Annotated in this window: 19 protein-coding genes, 1 tRNA gene and 1 pseudogene; 10 read left to right on the top strand and 11 right to left on the bottom strand. The window is 65.3% G+C overall.

Annotation, left to right across the window (positions count from 1 at the left end; all coding sequences use genetic code 11):
• Positions 1 to 120: 120 nt before the first annotated feature.
• Entirely contained in the window at positions 121 to 714 is a 594-nt protein-coding gene (locus TabM4_RS17165; RefSeq protein WP_434615134.1) for an SOUL family heme-binding protein, read from the bottom strand.
• A 265-nt stretch (positions 715 to 979) separates the two neighbouring features.
• On the opposite strand from TabM4_RS17165, the pseudogene TabM4_RS17170 reads away from it, so the two are divergent.
• The 6 genes and pseudogenes from TabM4_RS17170 to TabM4_RS17195 form a co-directional block, all read left to right on the top strand.
• Positions 980 to 1,345 (top strand): annotated as a pseudogene (locus TabM4_RS17170) (DUF6404 family protein); the annotation flags it as partial.
• Positions 1,346 to 1,553: 208 nt separating this feature from the next.
• Positions 1,554 to 2,969, top strand: coding sequence for a 3-isopropylmalate dehydratase large subunit (leuC, locus tag TabM4_RS17175; protein WP_434615137.1), 1,416 nt, complete (start codon positions 1,554 to 1,556; stop codon positions 2,967 to 2,969).
• A complete protein-coding gene (locus TabM4_RS17180; protein ID WP_434615140.1) occupies positions 2,969 to 4,324 on the top strand; it encodes a glycosyltransferase family 4 protein in 1,356 nt (451 codons plus the stop codon). Before leuC ends, TabM4_RS17180 begins: the two co-directional genes overlap by 1 nt.
• A gap of 14 nt (positions 4,325 to 4,338) precedes the next feature.
• The gene (gene leuD, locus TabM4_RS17185; protein ID WP_434615143.1) at positions 4,339 to 4,944 is read left to right on the top strand and encodes a 3-isopropylmalate dehydratase small subunit; all 606 of its coding nucleotides are present in this window, start codon (positions 4,339 to 4,341) and stop codon (positions 4,942 to 4,944) included.
• Between the two features lie 279 nt (positions 4,945 to 5,223).
• Positions 5,224 to 6,060, top strand: a complete 837-nt coding sequence (locus TabM4_RS17190) for a hypothetical protein (protein ID WP_434615146.1) — start codon at positions 5,224 to 5,226, stop codon at positions 6,058 to 6,060.
• Between the two features lie 128 nt (positions 6,061 to 6,188).
• Positions 6,189 to 7,154, top strand: a complete 966-nt coding sequence (locus TabM4_RS17195; protein ID WP_434622142.1) for an endonuclease/exonuclease/phosphatase family protein — start codon at positions 6,189 to 6,191, stop codon at positions 7,152 to 7,154.
• On the opposite strand, the gene TabM4_RS17200 is transcribed toward TabM4_RS17195, so the two are convergent.
• Together TabM4_RS17200 and TabM4_RS17205 are read right to left on the bottom strand one after the other, a co-directional pair.
• Positions 7,088 to 8,020: a LytTR family DNA-binding domain-containing protein gene (locus tag TabM4_RS17200; RefSeq protein ID WP_434615149.1), complete on the bottom strand. Its 933-nt coding sequence runs from the start codon at positions 8,018 to 8,020 to the stop codon at positions 7,088 to 7,090. The genes TabM4_RS17195 and TabM4_RS17200 overlap by 67 nt on opposite strands.
• On the bottom strand, positions 8,017 to 9,039 hold the full coding sequence (locus TabM4_RS17205; RefSeq protein ID WP_434615152.1) for a LytTR family DNA-binding domain-containing protein: 1,023 nt from the start codon (positions 9,037 to 9,039) through the stop codon (positions 8,017 to 8,019). The genes TabM4_RS17200 and TabM4_RS17205 overlap by 4 nt, the downstream gene beginning before the upstream one ends.
• Before the next feature lie 232 nt (positions 9,040 to 9,271).
• Between TabM4_RS17205 and leuB the strand changes: the two genes are divergently transcribed.
• From leuB to TabM4_RS17225, 4 genes are all read left to right on the top strand, one after another.
• Entirely contained in the window at positions 9,272 to 10,378 is a 1,107-nt protein-coding gene (leuB, locus tag TabM4_RS17210) for a 3-isopropylmalate dehydrogenase (RefSeq protein ID WP_434615155.1), read from the top strand.
• A 142-nt stretch (positions 10,379 to 10,520) separates the two neighbouring features.
• Entirely contained in the window at positions 10,521 to 11,492 is a 972-nt protein-coding gene (locus tag TabM4_RS17215; protein ID WP_434615158.1) for a DMT family transporter, read from the top strand.
• 59 nt (positions 11,493 to 11,551) lie between these two features.
• Positions 11,552 to 11,628: transfer RNA gene (locus TabM4_RS17220), tRNA-Pro, on the top strand.
• 231 nt (positions 11,629 to 11,859) lie between these two features.
• Positions 11,860 to 12,990, top strand: a complete 1,131-nt coding sequence (locus TabM4_RS17225) for a patatin-like phospholipase family protein (protein ID WP_434615161.1) — start codon at positions 11,860 to 11,862, stop codon at positions 12,988 to 12,990.
• Between the two features lie 12 nt (positions 12,991 to 13,002).
• Here TabM4_RS17225 and TabM4_RS17230 read toward each other — a convergent pair whose 3' ends face one another.
• The 8 genes from TabM4_RS17230 to TabM4_RS17265 all read right to left on the bottom strand — a co-directional run bounded on the left by TabM4_RS17230 (position 13,003) and on the right by TabM4_RS17265 (position 21,241).
• Entirely contained in the window at positions 13,003 to 14,391 is a 1,389-nt protein-coding gene (locus TabM4_RS17230) for an aspartate ammonia-lyase (protein WP_434615163.1), read from the bottom strand.
• Between the two features lie 96 nt (positions 14,392 to 14,487).
• Positions 14,488 to 15,360, bottom strand: coding sequence for a LysR family transcriptional regulator (locus TabM4_RS17235; protein ID WP_434615166.1), 873 nt, complete (start codon positions 15,358 to 15,360; stop codon positions 14,488 to 14,490).
• Positions 15,361 to 15,435: 75 nt separating this feature from the next.
• Entirely contained in the window at positions 15,436 to 16,767 is a 1,332-nt protein-coding gene (locus TabM4_RS17240; protein ID WP_434615169.1) for a M10 family metallopeptidase C-terminal domain-containing protein, read from the bottom strand.
• A gap of 123 nt (positions 16,768 to 16,890) precedes the next feature.
• Entirely contained in the window at positions 16,891 to 17,664 is a 774-nt protein-coding gene (locus tag TabM4_RS17245; protein ID WP_434615172.1) for a hypothetical protein, read from the bottom strand.
• On the bottom strand, positions 17,661 to 18,686 hold the full coding sequence (locus TabM4_RS17250; RefSeq protein WP_434615175.1) for a GSCFA domain-containing protein: 1,026 nt from the start codon (positions 18,684 to 18,686) through the stop codon (positions 17,661 to 17,663). The genes TabM4_RS17245 and TabM4_RS17250 overlap by 4 nt, the downstream gene beginning before the upstream one ends.
• Before the next feature lie 92 nt (positions 18,687 to 18,778).
• The gene (locus TabM4_RS17255) at positions 18,779 to 19,678 is read right to left on the bottom strand and encodes an ornithine cyclodeaminase family protein (protein ID WP_434615177.1); all 900 of its coding nucleotides are present in this window, start codon (positions 19,676 to 19,678) and stop codon (positions 18,779 to 18,781) included.
• The gene (locus TabM4_RS17260; RefSeq protein WP_434615180.1) at positions 19,675 to 20,298 is read right to left on the bottom strand and encodes an HAD family hydrolase; all 624 of its coding nucleotides are present in this window, start codon (positions 20,296 to 20,298) and stop codon (positions 19,675 to 19,677) included. Before TabM4_RS17260 ends, TabM4_RS17255 begins: the two co-directional genes overlap by 4 nt.
• On the bottom strand, positions 20,273 to 21,241 hold the full coding sequence (locus TabM4_RS17265; protein WP_434615183.1) for a DMT family transporter: 969 nt from the start codon (positions 21,239 to 21,241) through the stop codon (positions 20,273 to 20,275). Before TabM4_RS17265 ends, TabM4_RS17260 begins: the two co-directional genes overlap by 26 nt.
• Between the last annotated feature and the right edge of the window lie 53 nt (positions 21,242 to 21,294).

Below are 21,294 nucleotides of genomic sequence, written 5' to 3' on the forward strand. Positions count from 1 at the left end.
ACAAGGGGAACATGCTTTTTCCTGTGAAAACGCGCTGGAAAACGGTTCTTCTGCGAAGAACCGTGACGATCCTTCGCAGAAGGATCATCACCAAGGAATTTCGCAGAAATCCCTTGCCAGTTACCTGACTTCCCACCCCACCTCGTTCAACCGCGCCGCCCCGGGCGTCCATGGCGCGTCGTAGAAGGCATAGACAGGCCCGCCCGTCACCCGCATCCCCCGTCCCTCGGCCCAGGCCCGCAAGGCCACCGCCCGCGCCGCCATGTCCTCGCCGTCCGGCATCCCCGAAAACCCCTCCACCACCATCCGCGCCGCCCCCACCTCGCGCAGCGCAATCCGCCCGTCCCGCGGCACGGGCAGCCCTGCCGCAACAGCCTCCGCGGGCATGGTGAACCGCACCACCCACAGCCCACCGCCCTGCTCCGCCTGCTCCACCGGCACCGTCATGGCGATCTTCCCGCCCGCGTCATTGCCCCCGAAGATATACCCCGCCAGCACGCGAAACCCCGCATTTACCGCCGCGCGCCGATCCCCCCGCACCGTCACCTCCGCCACCACGCGCGGCCCATAGGCGCGCAGTTCGCGCCCGGCCTCGGCGACCTCCACGCGATAGGCGGGCATTTCATATCCCTTGCGCATCATAGCCCCATCCCCTTGCGCCCAGCCCGCCGCCGCCATCGCAACGAAGGCCATCAGTCCCGCCCGAACCCGCATCCCCAACCCTCCATCTCCCGGTGGAATATAGCGCCCGCAGCCCAAAACCCATGCAGCCGACCTGTGCCATCAGCCCCCCGATCCGCCGCGATCCGGCCTCATGATTGTCAAAAACCCCTTTCACCGTGGCCCAATGTTTTTTTAAGGACCCTGCCTCATGTCGAACGCAGATTTTCAGGCCCGCATCTCCCGGATAACGCAATCGCACGCCCCGGCCCCCAATGGCGAACCGAAGCGTCACCCCTGGGGCGCTCCAGCCCGCAATTATCGCGAACGTCTTGACCGCGCCCTCGCCATTGCCGCCGCGGCGGGCATCAGCCGCAAGGACTGCTTTCCCCCAGCCATGCGCGCCCTTTCGGCCATCGGCATTCCCGTCCGCCCGCTGCATTTCAAATCCAACGCCTCGCTCTTCCTCAGCGGACTCTGCCTCGGCCTCGGCATCTTCGGCGGCGTCCTATGGCTCTTCACTTCCAACATCCTTCCAGTCGCACCTGCAGGCCCGATCCGCGGGCTGATCTCGCTTGGCTGGCCCGGCGTCCTCATCACATCGCTCTGTATCGGCGCGGCCTTCACCTTCGTCATCCGCGCCAAGGCCGCCCGCGCGGGCCTGCCCCGCTGGCAGGATCTGTGACGCACGACAGCCATGCCTTGCCACACAAGGGATTCGCGCGTATCTAGCCCCCCATGACCCGCTTCTTCGACATGGCCGATCACGCCCGCCTCCCTTGGCGCTTCACCCGCGAAAGCCGGTCCGTCCTCGCACGACTTATCTGACGCCGCTGACCCGTCGTCCGGCGCATTAGCGCCTTCTTCACAGCCATATCCGAAAGAGATGAGCCATGACCGCTCCGCGCACCCTCTATGACAAGATCTGGGATGATCACGTCGTCCATCAGGCCGAAGACGGCACCTGCCTGCTGTATATCGACCGCCACCTCGTCCATGAGGTGACCTCGCCGCAGGCCTTCGAAGGCCTCCGCATGACGGGCCGCAAGGTCCGCGCGCCGGAAAAGACCATCGCCGTGCCGGATCACAACGTCCCCACGACCGCAGGCCGCGACAAGCACATCGACAACGAGGAATCGCGGATTCAGGTCGAAGCGCTGGACAAGAACGCCAAGGATTTCGGGATCAACTACTACCCAGTGTCGGATATCCGTCAGGGCATCGTCCACATCGTCGGCCCCGAACAGGGCTGGACCCTGCCGGGCATGACGGTGGTCTGCGGTGACTCGCACACGGCGACGCACGGCGCCTTCGGTGCGCTGGCCCACGGCATCGGCACCTCCGAAGTGGAACATGTTCTGGCGACGCAGACGCTGATCCAGAAGAAATCCAAGAACATGAAGGTGGAGATCACCGGCTCCCTCCGCCCCGGCGTCACCGCCAAGGACATCACCCTGTCGGTCATTGGCGCGACCGGCACGGCGGGCGGCACCGGTTATGTCATCGAATATTGCGGCCAAGCCATCCGCGAACTCTCGATGGAAGGCCGCATGACCGTCTGCAACATGGCCATCGAAGGCGGCGCCCGCGCAGGCCTCATCGCCCCCGATGAGAAGACCTTCGCCTATGTGCAAGGCCGCCCCCACGCCCCGAAAGGCGCGAAATGGGAAGCCGCGCTCGCCTATTGGAAAACCCTCTTCACCGATGAAGGCGCGCATTTCGACAAGGTCATCACGATCAAGGGCGAAGACATCGCCCCCGTCGTCACTTGGGGCACCTCGCCCGAGGACGTGCTGCCGATCACCGGCGTCGTACCGTCCCCGGAAGACTTCACCGGCGGTAAGGTCGAGGCGGCCAAGCGCTCGCTCGACTATATGGGCCTGACCCCCGGCATGAAGCTGACCGATATCGCCATCGACACCGTCTTCATCGGCTCCTGCACCAACGGCCGGATCGAAGACCTCCGCGCCGCGGCGGCGATCCTCAAGGGCAAGAAGATCAAGGTCAAACGCGCCATGGTCGTCCCCGGCTCGGGCCTCGTCCGCGCACAGGCGGAAGAGGAAGGTCTGGCGCAGATCTTCATCGACGCGGGCTTCGAATGGCGCCTCGCGGGCTGCTCCATGTGCCTTGCGATGAACCCCGACCAGCTTAGCCCCGGCGAGCGCTGCGCGGCAACGTCGAACCGCAACTTCGAAGGCCGTCAGGGCCGCGGTGGCCGAACCCACCTGCTCTCGCCCGCAATGGCCGCCGCCGCCGCGATCACCGGTCACCTGACCGACGTGCGCGAGATGATGGCGGAAACGGCCTGATGGATGCAGCGGCGACAGTAACGATCACAGAGCAAGGCGGGGCCGCCCGGCGGCCCCGCGTTCTCCTCATTGCCGAAGCCGCCAACCCGGAATGGGTAAGCGTTCCACTGATCGGCTGGTCATTGGCCGAGGCGCTTCGGCAGGTTGCCGATGTCCACCTCGTGACCCAGGTCAGGAACCGTGACGCCATATTGCGCAAGGGGTGGGTGGAGGGCCGCGACTTCACCGCCATCGACAACGAGGCCATCGCTGCCCCCGCATGGAGACTGTCGCAATGGCTGCGCATGGGCGAAAACCGTGGCTGGACGGTAGTGCAAGCGGTGACAAGCCTGACATATCCGCTGTTCGAACGGATGGTATGGAAACGCTTCGGTCCCGCAATCCGTGCGGGGGACTACGATGTCGTCCACCGCATAACCCCGCTGTCGCCCGCAGCAAGCGGAAAGCTCGCGACCTTCTGCAAAAGGGCGAAAGTCCCTTTCGTCCTCGGCCCCCTGAACGGAGGCGTTCCCTGGCCCCGCGAGTTCCTGGCCGAACGGAAGCAGGAAGGGGAATGGCTCTCGCCCTTCCGCAAGATCGTCAGGTTGCTCCCGGGACGCAGGCGGATGCTGTCAGACTGCGCCGCCATACTCTACGCATCGCGTTTCACCTTGGCTGACATTCCCCCCCGCCACCTGGACAGGTGCATCTATCTGCCTGAAAACGCAATCGACCCCTCGCGCTTCTTCCAGCAGGCCAATCCGGAACCCGGACGTCTGCGCGCGTGCTTCATCGGCCGCTTTGTGCCGCTGAAAGGGTTGTCCATGCTCATAGAAGCAGCACGCCCCCTGCTGGCTTCCGGCCGGATGGAACTGCACCTGATCGGAGACGGCCCTCTCACCCCGGCGCTCAGGGAACATGCCAGCGGACTGGACACGGTGCACTTCCACGGCTGGCGCCAACACCACGAGGTGCAGGACATCGCCTCAGGCTGCAACGTCTTCGCTTTCCCCTCGGTCCGCGAATTCGGGGGCGGAGCCGTTCTCGAAGCGATGGCCCTAGGCCTCGCGCCGATCGTGGTGGATTACGGCGGTCCCGCCGACCTGATCACATCGGGAACCGGCCTGAAGGTCCCGCTGGGCCCCCGCGAAGAGATCACGCAAGCGCTCCGAACCGCGCTGCAGCGTCTTGCCGATGATCCCGAATCCGCGGCACGCATGGGAATAGCGGCCCGAGATCGCGTCGCCACGCATTTCACATGGCAGCGTCGCGCCGAACAGATCGCCGAAATTTACGACTGGGTGCTTGGCCATCGCGCAACGCGGCCGGAACCCTTTCCCCAACCCGAGATCGCCCGGCTTCCGGGCAGCAACTAGGCAGGACCAGAACGATGGACAAATTCACCACCCTGACCGGCATCGCGGCCCCCATGCCGCTGGTCAACATCGACACCGACATGATCATCCCGAAACAGTTCCTGAAGACGATCCAGCGTTCGGGTCTTGGCAAGAACCTGTTCGATGAAATGCGCTACACGCAGGACGGGCAGGAAATCCCCGACTTCGTCCTGAACCAGCCCGCCTATCGCAAGGCGGAAATCATCGTCGCGGGCGACAATTTCGGCTGCGGCTCCTCGCGCGAACATGCGCCTTGGGCGCTTCTGGATTTCGGCATCCGCTGTGTGATCTCTACCAGCTTTGCCGACATCTTCTTCAACAACTGCTTCAAGAACGGCATCCTGCCCATCGTCCTGCCGCAGGAACAGGTCGATATCCTGATGGCCGATGCGAAAAAGGGCGCCAATGCCCGCGTCACCGTCGATCTGCCCAGCCAGACCGTCACCACGTCCGACGGTCAGGTCTTTTCCTTCGAAGTCGATCCGCACCGCAAGCATTGCCTGCTGAATGGGCTGGATGACATCGGCCTGACGCTGGAAAAGGCCGCCTCCATCGACGCCTTCGAAAAGAAGGTGGCCACGCTGCGCCCTTGGGCCTGACTCTCTGGCCCAGTTGCGGATTAATTTTCATTAAGCACAACATCTTGCGCCGCCCTTCGGGGCGGCCATTTTCTTACCTGAATCTTGATGCATTCGCGCGACACATTGTCCGCGAAAAGGCCGGATTGTCCCGCTTACCTCCGAAGAGGTGTTGTGTCAGCGTACGAAAGTAGGCACAAATTGGGCAAGATTGAGGCAGTCCGCCACAATGTGCGGAAAATCGCTGGGAAAGGCACTTCGGGCAAACCGGGGGCCGACTGGCGGGAAGGAAACAGGGCGGTGGTTTCACGGCTTGCCGGGGCGCTTTTGCGCGCAGTTCTGATGATGGTGCTGGTTCTGGCGCCATCCCTGCTCGTGCCCGGTCTTGGGACCGATGCGCAGCAGACGGTGGCCCTCGTCGCGCTCTTCGTAGGGGCGCTGACCTTTGCCGAATACAATTCCGAATGCCCCGGCCTGATCGAATTCCGGGATGCCCCGCCCTTCAACCGGATGCGCTTCCTCCTGCTTGCGGCCACCCTCCTCGCGCTTTCCCTCATCGAACGCGGACGGTTCGAACCCAACACCCTCACCCAACTGGTCGAGGCGGTGGGCACCCTGATAGGTCAGGCGATGGATTTCCCCTACAGCCCCGTCCGCCTTGCCACGCAGGCCCTGATCCCCGGCGCGCCCGAGGCTGACGTCGCCGCCGTCCGCACGGCGGCCGGCATGGCATATCTCACCTCGCTCATCGCGCTGTTCTTCTTTTCCTTCCAGATGCGCATGGGCAACTGGCCCCGCCGCGGTCAGACCTTCAACGTCTGGATCAACCTGCCGACATTCGATCCCACCAGCGCCTCCGACATCGTCGCCCGCCTCGAACGCGACGCCCGCATTAACATTGCATTAGGGTTTCTGCTGCCATTCATCGCTCCTGCACTGGCACGGCTGGTCATGGGGGGAATCGATCCTGCCGGCCTGCTCACGCCGCACAGCCTGATCTGGACGATGACATCATGGGCCTTCCTACCGGCAAGCCTCTTCATGCGCGGGATCGCCATGCTGCGCGTGGCGCAGATGGTGCGCAACAAGCGCCGTGCCAGCCTGACCGAGACCGACCGCTCCCTCGCCGCAGCCTGATCCGGCGCTGCCGCGCACTGACCCTTGCGCTTCTCTGCCTCCCCCATGCCGCCACGGCGGAAACCCTGCGCCTCGCGCTCTGGAACATCGGGCTGGAACGCCGGGGGCCGGGCCTCCTTCTGCAGGACCTGACCTCGGGACGCGATCCCGCCATCGAGGCGGCGATCACCGTCCTTGCCGTATTGGATGCCGACATCCTCGTCCTGACCGGAATGGATTACGACCCCGGCCTCCATGCCCTCCGCGCGCTCGAGGCCCGATTGGCCGCGCAGGGCCACCCCTACCCCCATCTGCACGCACCGCGCCCCAACAGCGGCATCCCCACCGGCCATGACATCGATGCCGACGGCCAGCCGCACGAGGCCGAGGACGCGCAGGGCTGGGGTCCCTTTCCGGGGGCCGGGGGCAGCGCCATCCTCTCGCGCCATCCCATTCTGACTGATCACGCGACGGATTACGGCACCTACCTCTGGCGCGATCTCCCGGGCACCCTGCTGCCGTGGGATACGCCTCCCGCGCTTGCCGCCATCCAGCGGCTTTCCTCGCACAGCCACCTTTCCCTTCCCGTGGCCCTGCCGGATGGTACGGCGCTCACGCTCCTGATCTGGCATGCCACGCCACCTGTCTTCGACGGCCCGGACGATCGCAACGGACGCCGCAACCACGACGAGGCCGCCTTCTGGCTTCACCTGATCGACGGCAGGCTGCCCCATCCGCCACCGACCCCGCCCTTCGTCCTGATCGGGGACGCCAATCTGGACCCGCTGGATGGGGATGGTCGCGCCGGGGCACTCTCGGCCCTGCTGGCCCATCCGCGCCTGCAAGACCCCGGCCCCAAGGGCACGCATGGCCGCCGCGAACCGAACCATCGCGGTGACCCCGAATTGGATACCGTGCTCTATCCCCGGCTTGGTGGCCTGAGGCTGGATTACATCATCCCATCGCAGGAAATCGTCGTGCAGGCCTCTGGCGTCTTCTGGCCCGTCGATACCGATCCCCAGAATGCAACGCTGAAGACCGCCTCGCGTCACTTCCCCGTCTGGATCGACATTGCCATCGGCGCGCCGGCAGGTGGCCCTTCGGCTCGTCCCTGACGGATCGCCTGCACCCAATCCTGCACCGCCTTGCGCCGCGACTGGGCCACCCGCACCTGCGATCCGTCGATCAGGTCCAGCGTGACCTCGCGCCCCTTGCGCCTGATATCCACCACGGCCGCCCGCGCCACCCAATCCGACCGCGACACACGCATCCCCAACTCATCCGGCAGGGCCTCGACCACCGGCCCGAAAGGCCCCGGCAGAAAGGCACGACCATCCGCCGATTTCACAAGAATGTAATTCCCATCCGCCCCGACATGCCAAAGCGCCGCTGGTGCGAAAGACTGGCCCTTGATGACGACCGCCCCGTCGGCCTCGCCCAATGTCACCCGACCGCCGCGCCGGGGCACAGTCCCCCGCACGTCACGCAGGACGCGAGGGACGATAAACAACAACAAGTAATGGCAGAATGCTTCGCACAGCAGAAAGTAGAACAGGATCATCACAAGGATCGTCCACACCCCGTCCGGCGTGTTCCCGGTGATCAGATACAGCGCCACCTGACCGGCGAACACGCTCAGCACCGTCGCCAGAATGTGCAAAGGCGTCGACCGCATCCGCAGCACCGGGCCAGTCCCCGGCCAGAACAGAAGACGCACCGCAGGAAGGACGACCAGAACCAGCACCGACATGGCAAGGGATGCTGCGACGACCTGTGTGATTTCCACGCCGGTCAGGGGATAGGGCCCGCTCTTCACCTCCATCAGGCTAATGGCCAGGGCAAGGAAGACATAATGCATCACCAGATAGCGATGCACGCTACTGCGCAGGAACTCGCCGCCCCGGAACCCCACGACATCGCCCGAGAACAGGGCGAATTCCAGCCTCCGGTCGCGAAAGGGTATCGTCGCCTGCGTCTTCACCGCTTGTCGCCCCTGTCTTCCCGCTTCGTGATGCGAACTTCGCCATCCTGTGCCAGCCAGGCACGCACCGCGCCGACCTGCGCACCCGAAACGGGAACGCTTTCACCATCCACCGTCTGCAACCGCACTTCCCGCCCGACCCTCCGATCTCCCAGCACCGCCCGCCGTGCCACCCAATGCGACCGATGTACCTGCCGCCCGATCCCGCGCGGCATTCGCGCCACCACCGCCGCGAAAGGCCCCGGCACCGACATCCGGCCCCGCTCCGTCACCACGGTCACATAGTTGCCATCCGCCTGCAGCCGCAGCACGGCGGCCAGCGCCGCCCTATCGGGCGAGTCTGCCTCCTCCTCCTCCCCTGCCTCGGGTGCGGCGTCGGCTTCCGTCTCACCTGCACCCTGCGGCGCATCGTGTTCCTGCCAGTCCGACATGTCCTCCCGGTCACTCTCCTGCCTGTCCTCGCGCATGCGGCGCAAGGCGCGCGGGATGGGACGGCGCATCAGGAAAGTCACCGCCAGAAAACCGTAAAGCGTGGTGAAGAGAAAAAGCGGAATGCCCAGATCGATAGTCCAGATCCCCGTTCCATCGATCCCGCCCGACACGACATGGATCGCCCCGGCAAAGGCGATCCCCGCACACAGCAGTGCCGGTTCCATCCGTACGGTCCTCGCCCGCCTGTCGCAGGGCGTTCCCACCAGACGAAGACCAAGGGCCAGACAGGCCACACCTACCCAGAACGCCACCGCAATGCCGATTAGGATCGCCGGATACAGCACCCCGATCGGCGCCTCCGACAGTGACAGCAGATAGGCAAGGACAAGCACCTTCACAGAAAAGGCAAGGTAATGCGCCATCAGATACCGATGCCGAAAGGCGTTGAAAACCTCCTGCCTGTCCGCAAAGGCAACCGTCTCTGCAAAGAGTTTAAGCCGGATAAGGCGGTCCGGCTCCATGCCCGCCTCGGCATCGGATTTCGTCTTGGCAGCGAGGTGCCGTATTCTGCCCAGAAGATTAACCATGGTGTACCAAAACGACCAACTACAAGGAAAGGTTAAGCCTTCCACCCATGCGCGGCAAGACGGACCGACCGATCGTCCTTGACATGATCCATCCGGATGGGCCGCCGCGTCGCCCTCGATCTTCCTCGTCCTGCCCCACCGCCGATCCCCCCAATCCCTTCCCCACCTTGACCGGGCGCAGCCAAGCCGCTAGGCCACCCCGCGACCCATCCGCATCAGCAGGAGCGCCACCGTGGCCAATCCCTCCCTTCTCATCCTCGCCGGCGACGGCATCGGTCCCGAAGTCATGGCCGAGGTGAAAAAGATCATCGGCTGGTTCGGCACCAAACGGGGCATCACCTTCGACGTGACCGAAGACCTCGTCGGCGGCTGCGCCTATGACAAGCACGGCACGCCGTTGCATGACGACACGATGGCCAAGGCGCAGGAAGTCGACGCCGTTCTGCTCGGCGCCGTGGGCGGCCCTCAATATGACAATCTCGACTTCTCGGTGAAGCCGGAACGCGGCCTCCTGCGCCTGCGCAAGGAGATGGACCTTTATTCCAACCTGCGCCCCGCCCAGTGCTTCGACGCGCTGGCCGACTTCTCGTCGCTGAAGAAAGAGGTGGTCGCAGGCCTCGACATCGTCATCGTCCGCGAACTGACCTCGGGCGTCTATTTCGGCGAACCGCGCGGCATCTTCACCGAAGGCAATGAACGCGTGGGCATCAACACCCAGCGCTACACCGAATCCGAAATCGCCCGCGTGGCGCGCTCGGCCTTCGAACTGGCCCGCCGCCGCAACAACAAAGTCTGCTCGATGGAGAAGGCCAATGTGATGGAGTCGGGCATCCTGTGGCGTCAAGTCGTGCAGGAAGTGCATGACCGCGAATATCCCGACGTCCAGCTTTCCCACATGTATGCCGACGCGGGCGCAATGCAGCTTTGCCGGTGGCCCAAGCAGTTCGACGTCATCGTCACCGACAACCTCTTCGGCGACCTCCTATCGGATGCAGCGGCGATGCTGACCGGCTCGCTGGGCATGCTGCCCTCGGCCAGTCTCGGCGCGCCGATGGCCAATGGCCGCCCCAAGGCGCTCTATGAACCCGTCCATGGCTCCGCGCCCGACATCGCCGGTCAGGGCAAGGCCAACCCCATCGCCTGCATCCTCTCCTTCGCCATGGCGCTGCGCTACAGCTTCGACCTGGGGGATGAGGCCACGCGCGTCGAAAAGGCGGTGGAGAAGGTCCTCGCCGATGGCGTCCGCACCGCCGATCTGATGGGTCCGGAAGGCGGCACCCCCGTCTCCACCTCGCAGATGGGCGATGCGGTGCTGGCCGCTCTCGACGCCTCGCTCTGACGCTCAGAACTGGCGCAATCGCGAAAAGGGGGCACCATCCGGTGCCCCTTTTTCAATGATCGCACAACCCCACCTTGCGCCGGGGCGCGGCCCGGTCCATTAGGTTACCGCTATCAGCCCGCGCCGGACCGAAGGCCGCCCAATGACCACATCGCATTCCAACCTCAAGGGCGCGGCCCTGTCTCTGGCCGCATTCGGCATCTACGCCACCCATGATGTGGTGGTGAAGTTCCTCGGCAGCGATTACTCTGCCGTGCAGATCATCTTCTTCTCCGGCCTGCTCAGCTTTCCGCTCGTCACCGTGATGCTTCTGGGCGACAAACGGGATGAAAACCTCGTTCCCCGCCACCCGTGGTGGAGCCTTCTCCGCGCCATCTCGGCGGTGCTGACGGGCGTGGCAGGCTTTTTCGCCTTTTCGCAACTGCCCATGGCGCAGGCCTATGCGATCTTCTTCGCCATGCCCCTGCTGATCACACTCATGGCCATCCCGATGCTGGGCGAAAAGGTGGGCCTACGCCGGGGCGTCGCCGTCGTGGTGGGGCTGATCGGCGTGCTGGTCGTCCTCCGCCCCGGCGAGGCGGAACTGGGCCTTGGCCACCTTGCCGCGCTTTCTGCCGCCGTGACCGGCGCACTCACCTCGGTCATTGTGCGCAAGATCGGGTCAAGGGAACGGTCGGCCGTGCTGATGCTGTTTCCCATGCTGGGCAACGTGCTGGCGATGGGGGCGGTCCTGCCCTTCGTCTACGAACCCATGCCGGTGGCGCATCTCGGCCTGATGGGCATCATCGCCCTGTTCGGCTTCGTCGCGGGGCTTCTGGTCATCAAGGCCTATCGCACCGCCCCTGCCGTGATCGTCGCCCCTATGCAGTATTCGCAAATCCTCTGGGCCGCCCTCTACGGCTCACTCCTGTTCAACGAAATGGTCGATCTCTACACCGCCATCGGCAGCACGATCATCATCGCCTCTGGCATCTACATCGTCCTGCGCGAAGGCACGCCCAGCGTCTCCGAGAACCGCCCCGTCCTCTCCACCCGCAGCCGCCCGGAAACCGGCGCCATGCCCCGCGTCAGCGTGATGATGCGGCGGATGGGGATTCCCGAACGTCAGGATTGACGCAAACACCCGTGCCCCCTTGCAAATGCCGCCGCAGGGCTGTAACCCGCCACCACGGTCGGAGCGTAGCGCAGCCTGGTAGCGCACCTGCTTCGGGAGCAGGGGGTCGGAGGTTCGAATCCTCTCGCTCCGACCAAATCAGAAAATCCCGAATATCAAAGTCATCACCACGGACTGCGCTCCACGGGGATATGCCTGGCGCTTTCATCGCGGACCGCCCGACTCGCAAGGGGTGCGTTGCCCGAACCTGCATGAACTGCTGACGATTTCACGGAAATTGAACAAACTTCGGCAAGCGTCGTTCTAATCCTTCATGCACAGGCAGGCACCCGCCCATCCTGCGCAGACATTCCGGCGGAGACGAAAAATGCCTGCACTGGACCAGCCCCCACGGCGCATCGCCCTTGTCCTGCAAGGCGGCGGGGCGCGGGGTGCCTATCATGTCGGCGTCATCCGCGCCATCGCCGAGATCACGGGCAACCAGCGCTCTCCCTTCCAGATCGTCTGCGGCTCTTCGGTCGGCGCGATCAACGCCGCCTCCGTCGCCATGACCTCCATCGACTTCCAGCTTGGCGCGGCCCGGCTCGAATCGCTCTGGCGGTCGCTTCATTGCCATTCGATCTATGATTCCCGCGCCCTGCCCATGCTCGCGCGCAGTTCCCGCTGGGCGATGACGCTGCTCCTCGGCCAGCTTGGCCTGCGGATGACGGGTGGCCTTCTCGACTACCGCCCCCTCCGCGACCTTCTGGCGCGCGAGTTCAACCAAAGGCACCTGCGCCTTGCCATCCGCTCGAGCGCGCTGCATGCGCTCTGCATCACCGCTTCCAGCTATTCCGACGGCACCTCCACCACCTTCTTCCAAGGCGATGACAGCCTGCAACCCTGGTCCCGCGCCCGCCGCCGGGGCGAAAGCGCGATCCTCGAACCCGATCACATCCTCGCCTCGGCAGCCCTCCCCTTCGCCTTCGCGCCCGTCCATCTGGACAACCGCTATTTCGGCGACGGAGCCTTGCGGACGACCTCGCCCCTGTCCCCGGCCATCCACACCGGCGCGGACCGCATCCTGATCGTCGGCACCCGCGACAGCGCGGTCGGCCCCCGCCGCTCCGCCCAGCCCAGCCTTGGCGAAATCGCGGGCCACGCGCTCGACATCCTATTCAACGACAATCTGGAGGCCGATGTCGAACGGCTGGAGCGGATCAACCACACGATCTCGCTCCTTTCGGACGAGGCCCGCAGCCGCACGCGCCTGCGCGTCATCGACGCCGCGACCATCGCCCCCTCGCGCGACATCCGCGAACTGGCCAAGGCCCATGCAGGCGAACTGCCCCGCTCCATGCGCCTTCTCCTGCGCAGCATCGGCTATTCCGGCGGTGATGCCCGGATCGAAAGCTATCTCATGTTCGAACCGGGCTATGTCGGCGCGCTGATAGACCTCGGCCATGCCGACACATGGGCAAGGGCGGATGAAATCCGCGCCTTCCTGCAGGGGGCCTAGGCCCCCAGCACCTCACCCGTTCGGCAGATCGGCCAGCATGGCCGCCACCCCGGCCTCGTCGGCAAAGCCCAGCTTCACCACCGTCGCCGCGACCGAAGACCCCTCGCCCAGCGCCGTCTTGGCCACCAGCGCGGCCTTCTCGTACCCGATATGGGGCACCAGCATCGTCGCCAACACAAGGCTGTTTTCCAGCGCACCCTCGCATTGCGCCACGTTCGCCTCGATCCCCGCGACACAACGCGTGGCCAGCGTGTCCATGGCCTGCATCAGGATACGCATCGATTGCAGCACGTTCAGCACGATCACCGGCTCAAAGGCGTTCAACTGCAACTGCCCCGCCTCGGCGGCCATCGTCACCGTCAGATCGTTCCCGATCACCTGAAAGGCCACCTGATTGACGACCTCGGGGATCACCGGGTTCACCTTGCCCGGCATGATCGACGATCCCGCCTGCACCGCCGGAAGCCTGATCTCGTTGAACCCCGACCTTGGCCCGGATGACAAAAGCCGCAGGTCGTTGCAGATCTTCGACAGCTTCACCGCGATCCGCTTCAGCACGCCGGAAAAGGTGACATAGGCCCCGCAATCGCTGCTGGCCTCGATCAGGTCCCCCGCCAGCTTCACGGGCAGCCCCGTCACCTGCGCCAGTTCCGCCACCGCGGCCTCGGCATAGCCTGCGGGCGTGTTCACCCGTGTCCCGATGGCCGTGCCGCCCAGATTGACCTCCAGCAACAGCGCCGACAGCCGCCCGATGATCTCCACATCCTCGCGGATCGTCACGGCAAAGCCCGCGAATTCCTGCCCCAGCGTCATGGGCACCGCATCCTGCAACTGCGTCCGCCCGATCTTGCGGATGGAGGCAAAAGCTGCCGCGCGTTCCTGAAACGCCTCGGCCAGCCGCGTCTGCGCCGCGCGGAAAGCGTCGCACTGGCCCACGATGGCAAGGCGCATCGCGGTGGGATAGACGTCATTGGTGGATTGCGACCGGTTCACATCGTCATTCGGGTGCAGATGGGCATAGTCTCCCGGCCGGTATCCCATCTTCAACAGGCCCAGATTGGCGATCACCTCATTGGCGTTCATGTTGGTCGAGGTGCCCGCCCCGCCCTGAATCATGTCGACGCGAAAGGCATCGTGCCAACGCCCCGCCGCAATCTCGTCGCAGACCTCCTCGATCACCCGCGCCTTCTCGGCAGGCAGCACGCCCAGCGACAGGTTCGCCCGTGCTGCCGCCTTCTTCACCCATGCGAGCGACCGGATGAATTCCGGGAAAAGCGACAGCGGCATCCCAGAAATCGGGAAATTCTCGATTGCCCGCTGGGTATGCACCCCCCAAAGGCAGGTGCGGGGCAGGTCGATGGCGCCAAGGCTGTCCTGCTCGCGGCGGATGTCGTGCATCATGGGTCTGGTCCTCTGGTCCGGAACGATGCGCCCTACCTGCCGCCGATCAGGGCCCCCGGTCCAATGCAAATCCTGCATGGCCCATGCAGCGCGCGGCTAGGACCGCAGCGCCTCCCACAGCGCGTCCAGCTTCGGCCCCGCCGCCCGCCTTGGCCGGAAGGCACAGATCTCCAGAGGCAAGGCCCACTCCGCCCCGCCCAGCGCCACCAGCCCCGTGCCGGGTTCCACCGCGCTTTCGGGCAGCCAGCCCACGCCATGCCCCGCCGCGATGACCTCCTTCAGCACATCCGACATGTCGCATTGCACCGCCATCCGATAGGAAAGCGGCACCGCGCTGCGTTCCACCACATGCTCAAACAGCCGGGCGAAATAGGCCCGCTGCGCATAGGCGATCAGGGGGAAAGGGTCCCTCGGCGTGCCGGGAAAACCGAAGGCCGCCCCCTGCGCGGCAAAGGGCAGGAACCTGTCCGCCCGCAACACCGCCTTCTCCTGCGTATCCAGCGCCTCGTGGCTGGGCAGGGCGGGGCAGTCATGCGCCAAAAGAATATCGGCATCCCCCGCCAGATAGCGTGCGGTCACCTCGGCGGTCGTGCCCACGATCACCGAAAAAGAGCTGCGCACCTTCGGCCCGATGGCTGCAAGGATGCGCCGGAAATCGCTGCGCGCCAGAACGTTCGGCATGGCCAGCCGCACCTGGCTCATCACCTCGAACTGGCTGCCCCGGATCGCCGCCCGCGTCTCCAGCAGACGCTCCACCGACGCCCCAGCCCCTTCGCGAAACTGCTCTCCCGCCTCGGTAAGGCGCACGGGCTGCGATCCCTTCACCACCAGCGCGGTGCCGACCCAATGCTCCAACGATTGGATGCGCCGCGAAAAGGCGGCCTGCGACAGGTTCCTGAACTCCGCCGCACGGGTGAAATTCCGCAACTCGGCCAGCGCGAGGAAATCCTGCAACCAACGAATGTCCATGACGCGCGCCCCCTGCCCTCCTGTCTAGGCCCGCCATGGCCTGTCCGGCAACCCAAATGCGCAAGGCCCGTGCCCTCACAGGATCAGGTCGCGCGTTGAAAGTTGGGCAAGACCCGCCAGTTCCAGCATCCAATCCGCCACGCGGTCGCCATTTCCGTCGACCAGCAGCATCCGGTTCGCTGCGTCGAAGGTGACAGAGGCCCTCCCCCCTCCCGTGAAGCCTTGTGCCGAAAAAGTCATACCCATGCCGCGCAGATCGATCCGATCCTCGCCCGGAACGAAATCGGTGATGACATCGCGCGATACGCCCGCCCCCATCTCGGCCATGCTGGCAAAGACAAAGACATCCGCGCCCGCCCCGCCGGTCAGCGTGTCCCGTCCCTCGCCGCCACGGATCGTGTCGTTGCCCGTCCCGCCCAGCAACCGGTCGCGCCCGAAGCCGCCAAAGATCACATCGCCATCCTCTCCCCCATCGATCACGTCACCGCCAAGCCCTCCCATGATCAGGTCACGCCCGCTCCCGCCCGAGATCACGTCGCGGTCCGCCCCGCCGATGATCGTATCATTCCCGTTCACACCCCAGACCGAATTGCGCCCGTTGCCCGCATCGATCAGATCGTCGCCCCATCCGCCGCTGACGCTGTCATCCCCCGCCCCCGCAAAGATCGTGTCCGCGCCGCTGCCACCCCGGATCACGTCATGGGTCTCGCGGGCCACCAACCGCTCCGAGGCAGACGTTCCCTCTATCACCATTCCCTGCTGCGGCGCGGCCCCCGCGGCCGGCACCGCCCTGTCAACCAGCGCAGCCGCAAGCCGATCCATGAAGTCCGCGCGGTAGTGCAGCGAGTCCTTGAACATCGCGCTGCCTGAAAACCCGCCCGCCCGCGCCACCTCGTCCGGATCAACCCCAGTGATACGGTCCGACCCGGCATCCAGCCTGCGCTGCTGATCGATGATCGTGTCCCAATGCGCCCGACCCGGCGCCGCAGGCGCGGCAGAAGACAGTTCCGAAATGACCACATCGAAATCCATTGCCGACCGCGCCACCCCCGGAAGCGCCGCCCGCAATTCGGCATCGACATGCGAGAGCAGCGACTGGAACTCTGCCGCATAGGAATTCGCCCGCGCGATGGAATAAGTATCCGCCTCTCCCTGCACCCAGATCATGCTTTGCAATTTGGCGTCCGGGTTGGCCTTCATCACGCGGGCGACCTCTGCCACCAGCCGGTCCTTCATGTCGCGCGACTGATACCAGTCGTCGCCCTGCCGCCCAAAGGTCAACGGTGCCCCGGCACTGCTGACGGCTATCACGATGGCACCGGGATCGCGGGCCAGCAACTGGGCACGCAAGGCGGCCGTCATGGCCGTCGCATTGCTCTGCCCGGCAATGATGTAGACATTTGACATCGTCACCTCCGGAATGCCCGAAGATGCTCGCCCAGAATGGGTAACCAGACCCTTTCTGCGGCCCGGAAAGGCCACGGAAAAGATCCGACAAATCTATGAAAAACCTACGCTTTCCGTCGTGCCTCAGCGCAGTATCTGCGCCAATGCAAGCCGCCCGTATGCGAGGTTGGCATGCAGGATGTCCCCCTGTGGCTGCAGCTTGCCCAGATCGAAAAGCCTGCGCGCCCGCGTGGAATAGCCCTCTGCCGTCAGGCAATGCTGCGCCACCGTCTCGGCGGGTTGCGGATGCAGCACCGCCCCGATCCGCGCGGCAAAACGCGCCAATTCCTCGGCATAAACCGCAGCAGCCCGCGCCGCCATGCCCTCCCGCAGCAGCCGCCGAAAGCCCGCCCCCGCCGGGATGCGCCCCATGGTCATCAGCCGCTCGGATGGAAAGGGCTGCGGCAGCAGATGAATAGGCCGATCCGAAAATGCGGGCACCTTGCGCAGGTCCGCCACCAATCGCGACGCGCTTGTATCCATCAGCGCCTCGGCAAAGGCCATCCGCAACACCGCCTCGGTCAGTGCGGGCCGGTCCGTCTGCCCCCCCTGCCGCCACTCCAGCACCCTGTAGACGTTCAACACTTGCACAAGTGGGAACATGCTCACTTCGCTTGCCACCACCGCCAACGCGTCGAACCCGGCAAGGTCTTGCTCCGCAGGCAGCCCAAGCTTTGCCAGAAACCCGGCCAGTGCCTCGGTTTCCGCCACGATCCGGCTGCCCGTCAGCGCATACCCTGTCACCCCGCTGCCCGAACGCACGAAGAATTCGACCTCATGCCCCGCCGCAATCTCGCCCTCGCGCCACGCCTCCATCAGGCAGGCCGCATGGGAATTGCCAAAGACCAGAACCCTCATCCGCGCGCCGCGTCCAGCAGGGCCTCGTCGCAGACCTCGGTTCCCTGCTCCGCCTCCGTGGCCATCGCCGCATCCCGCGCGATGCCCGTCTGCCCGGCAAAGAAGACCTGCATGATCCGCTCCACCACCTCGTCCCGCACCTCGCGCTGATCCGGCCCGAAGGCGTCGCGCATCAGCGGGTTCTGCGTGGCGATCTCATAGGACGGGAAATAGTCGCATCCCGGCACCCTGCCCGCCACCTCGTCCACCGCCGCGCGCAACACCGCCTTTGACCGCGCCGTCGCGCCCAGCACATGCCCTCCCGTCGCCGTCGCCATCAAAGGCACCGGCGACACGGTGAAGATGAAGCGCAGTCCCGGATTGACGCCCCGCAGCAGCGCAACGAACCGCGTCAACTCCTCCGCCACCTCGCCCACGCGCGCATTGTGGAACCGATGCGACGGATGCCCGAAAGCCGGGTCCACCACCGCCGGGCACAGCGGAAACACCGTCCCGTCGCGCCCATCCTCCCACCGCTCCGTCAATCCCAGCGTGAAGATGAAGACGCCCGCCTCGGAAAACAGCCGCCGCACCTGCGCCAGATGCGCCAACCGCGCCTCGCGCGCCAAATCCAGCGTGGCAAATCCCCCCGGTTCCAGCCTCGGGCGCAGCCCGTCGAACCACCGCCCGTCCTTTTCCCAGAACGCTCCGTCCCGCAGTTTCCCCGCCAGCGCATCCTCGGCAAGCTGCACCATCTGCGCAGTGCCATAGATGTTGCCATAGCGCGCCGAGAACAGACCGAACCCCAAGCGCGCCGCCGTCTCCTCCGTCAGGCCATGCGGCACCGGCTCCAGATCAAGGAACCGTGCCGTCGACCGGCGCAATTCCCGCCCGATCTTCTGCGCAAAGCAGCTTCCCGCCGTTGCCACGGCATCCTCCGGCCCGATCAGGACCTCGGGCCGATACAGGTCATCCAGCAGGAAATCGGGTGAAGACAGGCAACGACGCCAGAAACACGCATCCGGAAGCGACGCATAGGACATGAACAGGACACACTCCCAACATCCCCGCTCGCGGCAAGGACAGGCCAAGTATCGACAAACCCCCTCAGCCTGTCATCAGGAAAAGTCCGGGCTCACCGCCCCCGCCAAGCCTTCTGGATATAGGTCGCGGTCATCAGGTCCAGATGCGCCCCTCCGCCATTCTTGGCGATGGTGATCTCCTCCGCCGACCGCCGAGCGAACAGGGCAGGGTCGTCATAGTAATCCGCCACGATATCCGCTTCCGTGATCGCCCCCGATTTCAACGGCTCGATCAACTCGCCGATATGATGCAGCGTCGTCGCCCGCGCATCTACGAAGACCCGCGCCCGCTGCATCGCCGCATCGTCCACCTCGCGCATCCCCGGCTTGTAGGCCCCGATCAGGTCCAGATGCTGCCCCGGCTGCAACCATTCCCCACGGATCAGCGGCTCTGTCGCCATGGTCGCCGTGCAGATCACATCAGCCCTCCCGACCGCCGCCTCGAGATCGTCCGCCACCGGCAGACCCATCGCCTCGGCACTCGCCCGGCTGCGGCTCCAGACCGTGAATTCCGCCCCCGGAAAGACCGAGGAATAGGCCTCCACCATCGACCGCGCCACATTCCCCGCCCCCACCAGCAGGAACCGCCGCGCATCCTTCCGCGCCAGACGCCGCGCCGCCAGCAGGCTGTCCCCCGCCGTCTTCCACTTGGTCACAAGGTGGAAATCCACCAGCCCGGTCAGTTCCCCCGTGACATCGTCGAACAGGTTCACCGCCCCATGGATCGTGGGCTTTCCCCGCGCGACGTTGCCCGGCACCACCGTCGCCACTTTCACCAGCGCACCCAAGCCATCGATCCACGTCGCCCGGTCAAGGATCGTATCCCCGCCGCGATAGACGAACAGGTCCTTGATATCGGGCTTCGGCAGCCGATGCCCCGCCTCGAAGGCCTCCAGCAGCCCTGCCCATGTCAGCACCCGTTCCGCCTCGAACGGCACGAAATCCACGCTCACAGCCCCACCTCCGCCTTCTGGACAAGCCCTGCATCCACCAGCCGCGCCGCCCAGCCCTGCCATCCCTCGAACAGATGCGTCTGCCAGCCCCGCGCCGCCGCAACGGCGATATTGTCCGCCCGGTCATCGGTAAAGATCAACCGCCCCGGCGCAACACCGCATTCCGCCTCCAGCGCCGCATAGATCGCCGGATCGGGTTTCATCACCCCCATCCGGCCACTGACCCATGCCCTGTCGAACTCTGCCAGAAACGGCAACCGCTCCACCGCCGCGTCAAAGGTCTCGCGCCCGAAATTCGTCAGCGCGAACACCGGAACGCCCCGCGCCCGCAGCGCCCGCATCACCCGGATCGACCCCTCGATGGGCGGATGCGCGATCTCGAACCAGCGCTCCCGCCACATGCGGATTTCCACGGCCCATTCAGGATGCGCCGCGGCCAGCGCCTCCACCGATGCGCCAAAGGGCGCGCCCAGATCGACTCCCTCGTTCATCCCCGCCAGATCGACCTCGGCAAACAGTCGCGCCCGCCGCTCGGGCCCGATCACGGCGTCATAGAACCGCTCCGGCTGCCATTCCAGCAGCACGTTGCCGATGTCAAAGATCACTGCCTCTGGGGTCACCCGTCACATCCTTCTTCCGCCGCACCGTCTCGCGCCACAGCGTATAAAGGCCCGCCCCGCAGATCAGCGCAATCCCGGCCGCCGCCGTCAGATCGGGATAGGTGCCAAAGATCACCACCCCCCAGAAAATTGCCAGAGGCATCGCCGCATATTCGAAAGGCGCAACCAGCGCCGCCTCCAGCATCCGGTAGGCCTGACTGACCATCAACCCGCCGATGGCCACCGAAAGCCCCGTCGCAAGGAACCACGGCCAATCGGCCATGGGCGGCCAGATCCACTGCCGGAACAGAAAGGCCAGCGAGGCATCGGACGACCCCGCCAGATGCCCATCCCCCACAACCAGCCCCATGGTGCTGGACACCAGAATGAACCCGCATTGCACATAGAAGGACAGCGTCATCGCGCTTTCCGTATCCTTCATCCGCCGTGTCATCATGTGGCTGGAGGCATAGCAGAAGGCCGAGATCAGCACGAGGATCGCCGCCGGCTGGATCACCCCCGTCCCCGGCCGCAGCATGACGACGACGCCCAGCATCCCCACCGCAACCGCCGCCCATCGCCGTGGTCCCACCGCCTCGCCCAGCACCACCACCGAAAGCAGCGTCACCAGCAGGGGCGACACGAAGGCAATCGCCACCGCATCCGCCAGAGGCAGCGCCGCCAGCCCAAGGAAATAGCAGACATTCGACACCATGACGAAGCCCACGCGGATCAGATGATCCCGCCCCCGCCGCGTCAGGATCTGCCGGAACCCCGTCCCGGAAAAATGCATCAAGCCCAGCAGGAAGATCATCCCGATCCCCGCCCGGATCAGGATCACCTGATGCAGCGCGTAATCCCCCGACAGGAACTTGATGGCCACGTCATTGACCGACAGCATCGCGCTGCCGCCAATCGCCAGAAGGATGCCGGTCAAAGTGGCCCGGCTGGAAATCTCGGTCATGATGGGGGCAGGAAACGCCCGCCGCCGCGCGAAATCTGTCCCCCCCGCGACAT

Source organism: Tabrizicola sp. M-4 (genome assembly GCF_051132405.1).
In the GTDB taxonomy this organism is placed as follows: Bacteria; Pseudomonadota; Alphaproteobacteria; order Rhodobacterales; family Rhodobacteraceae; genus Paragemmobacter.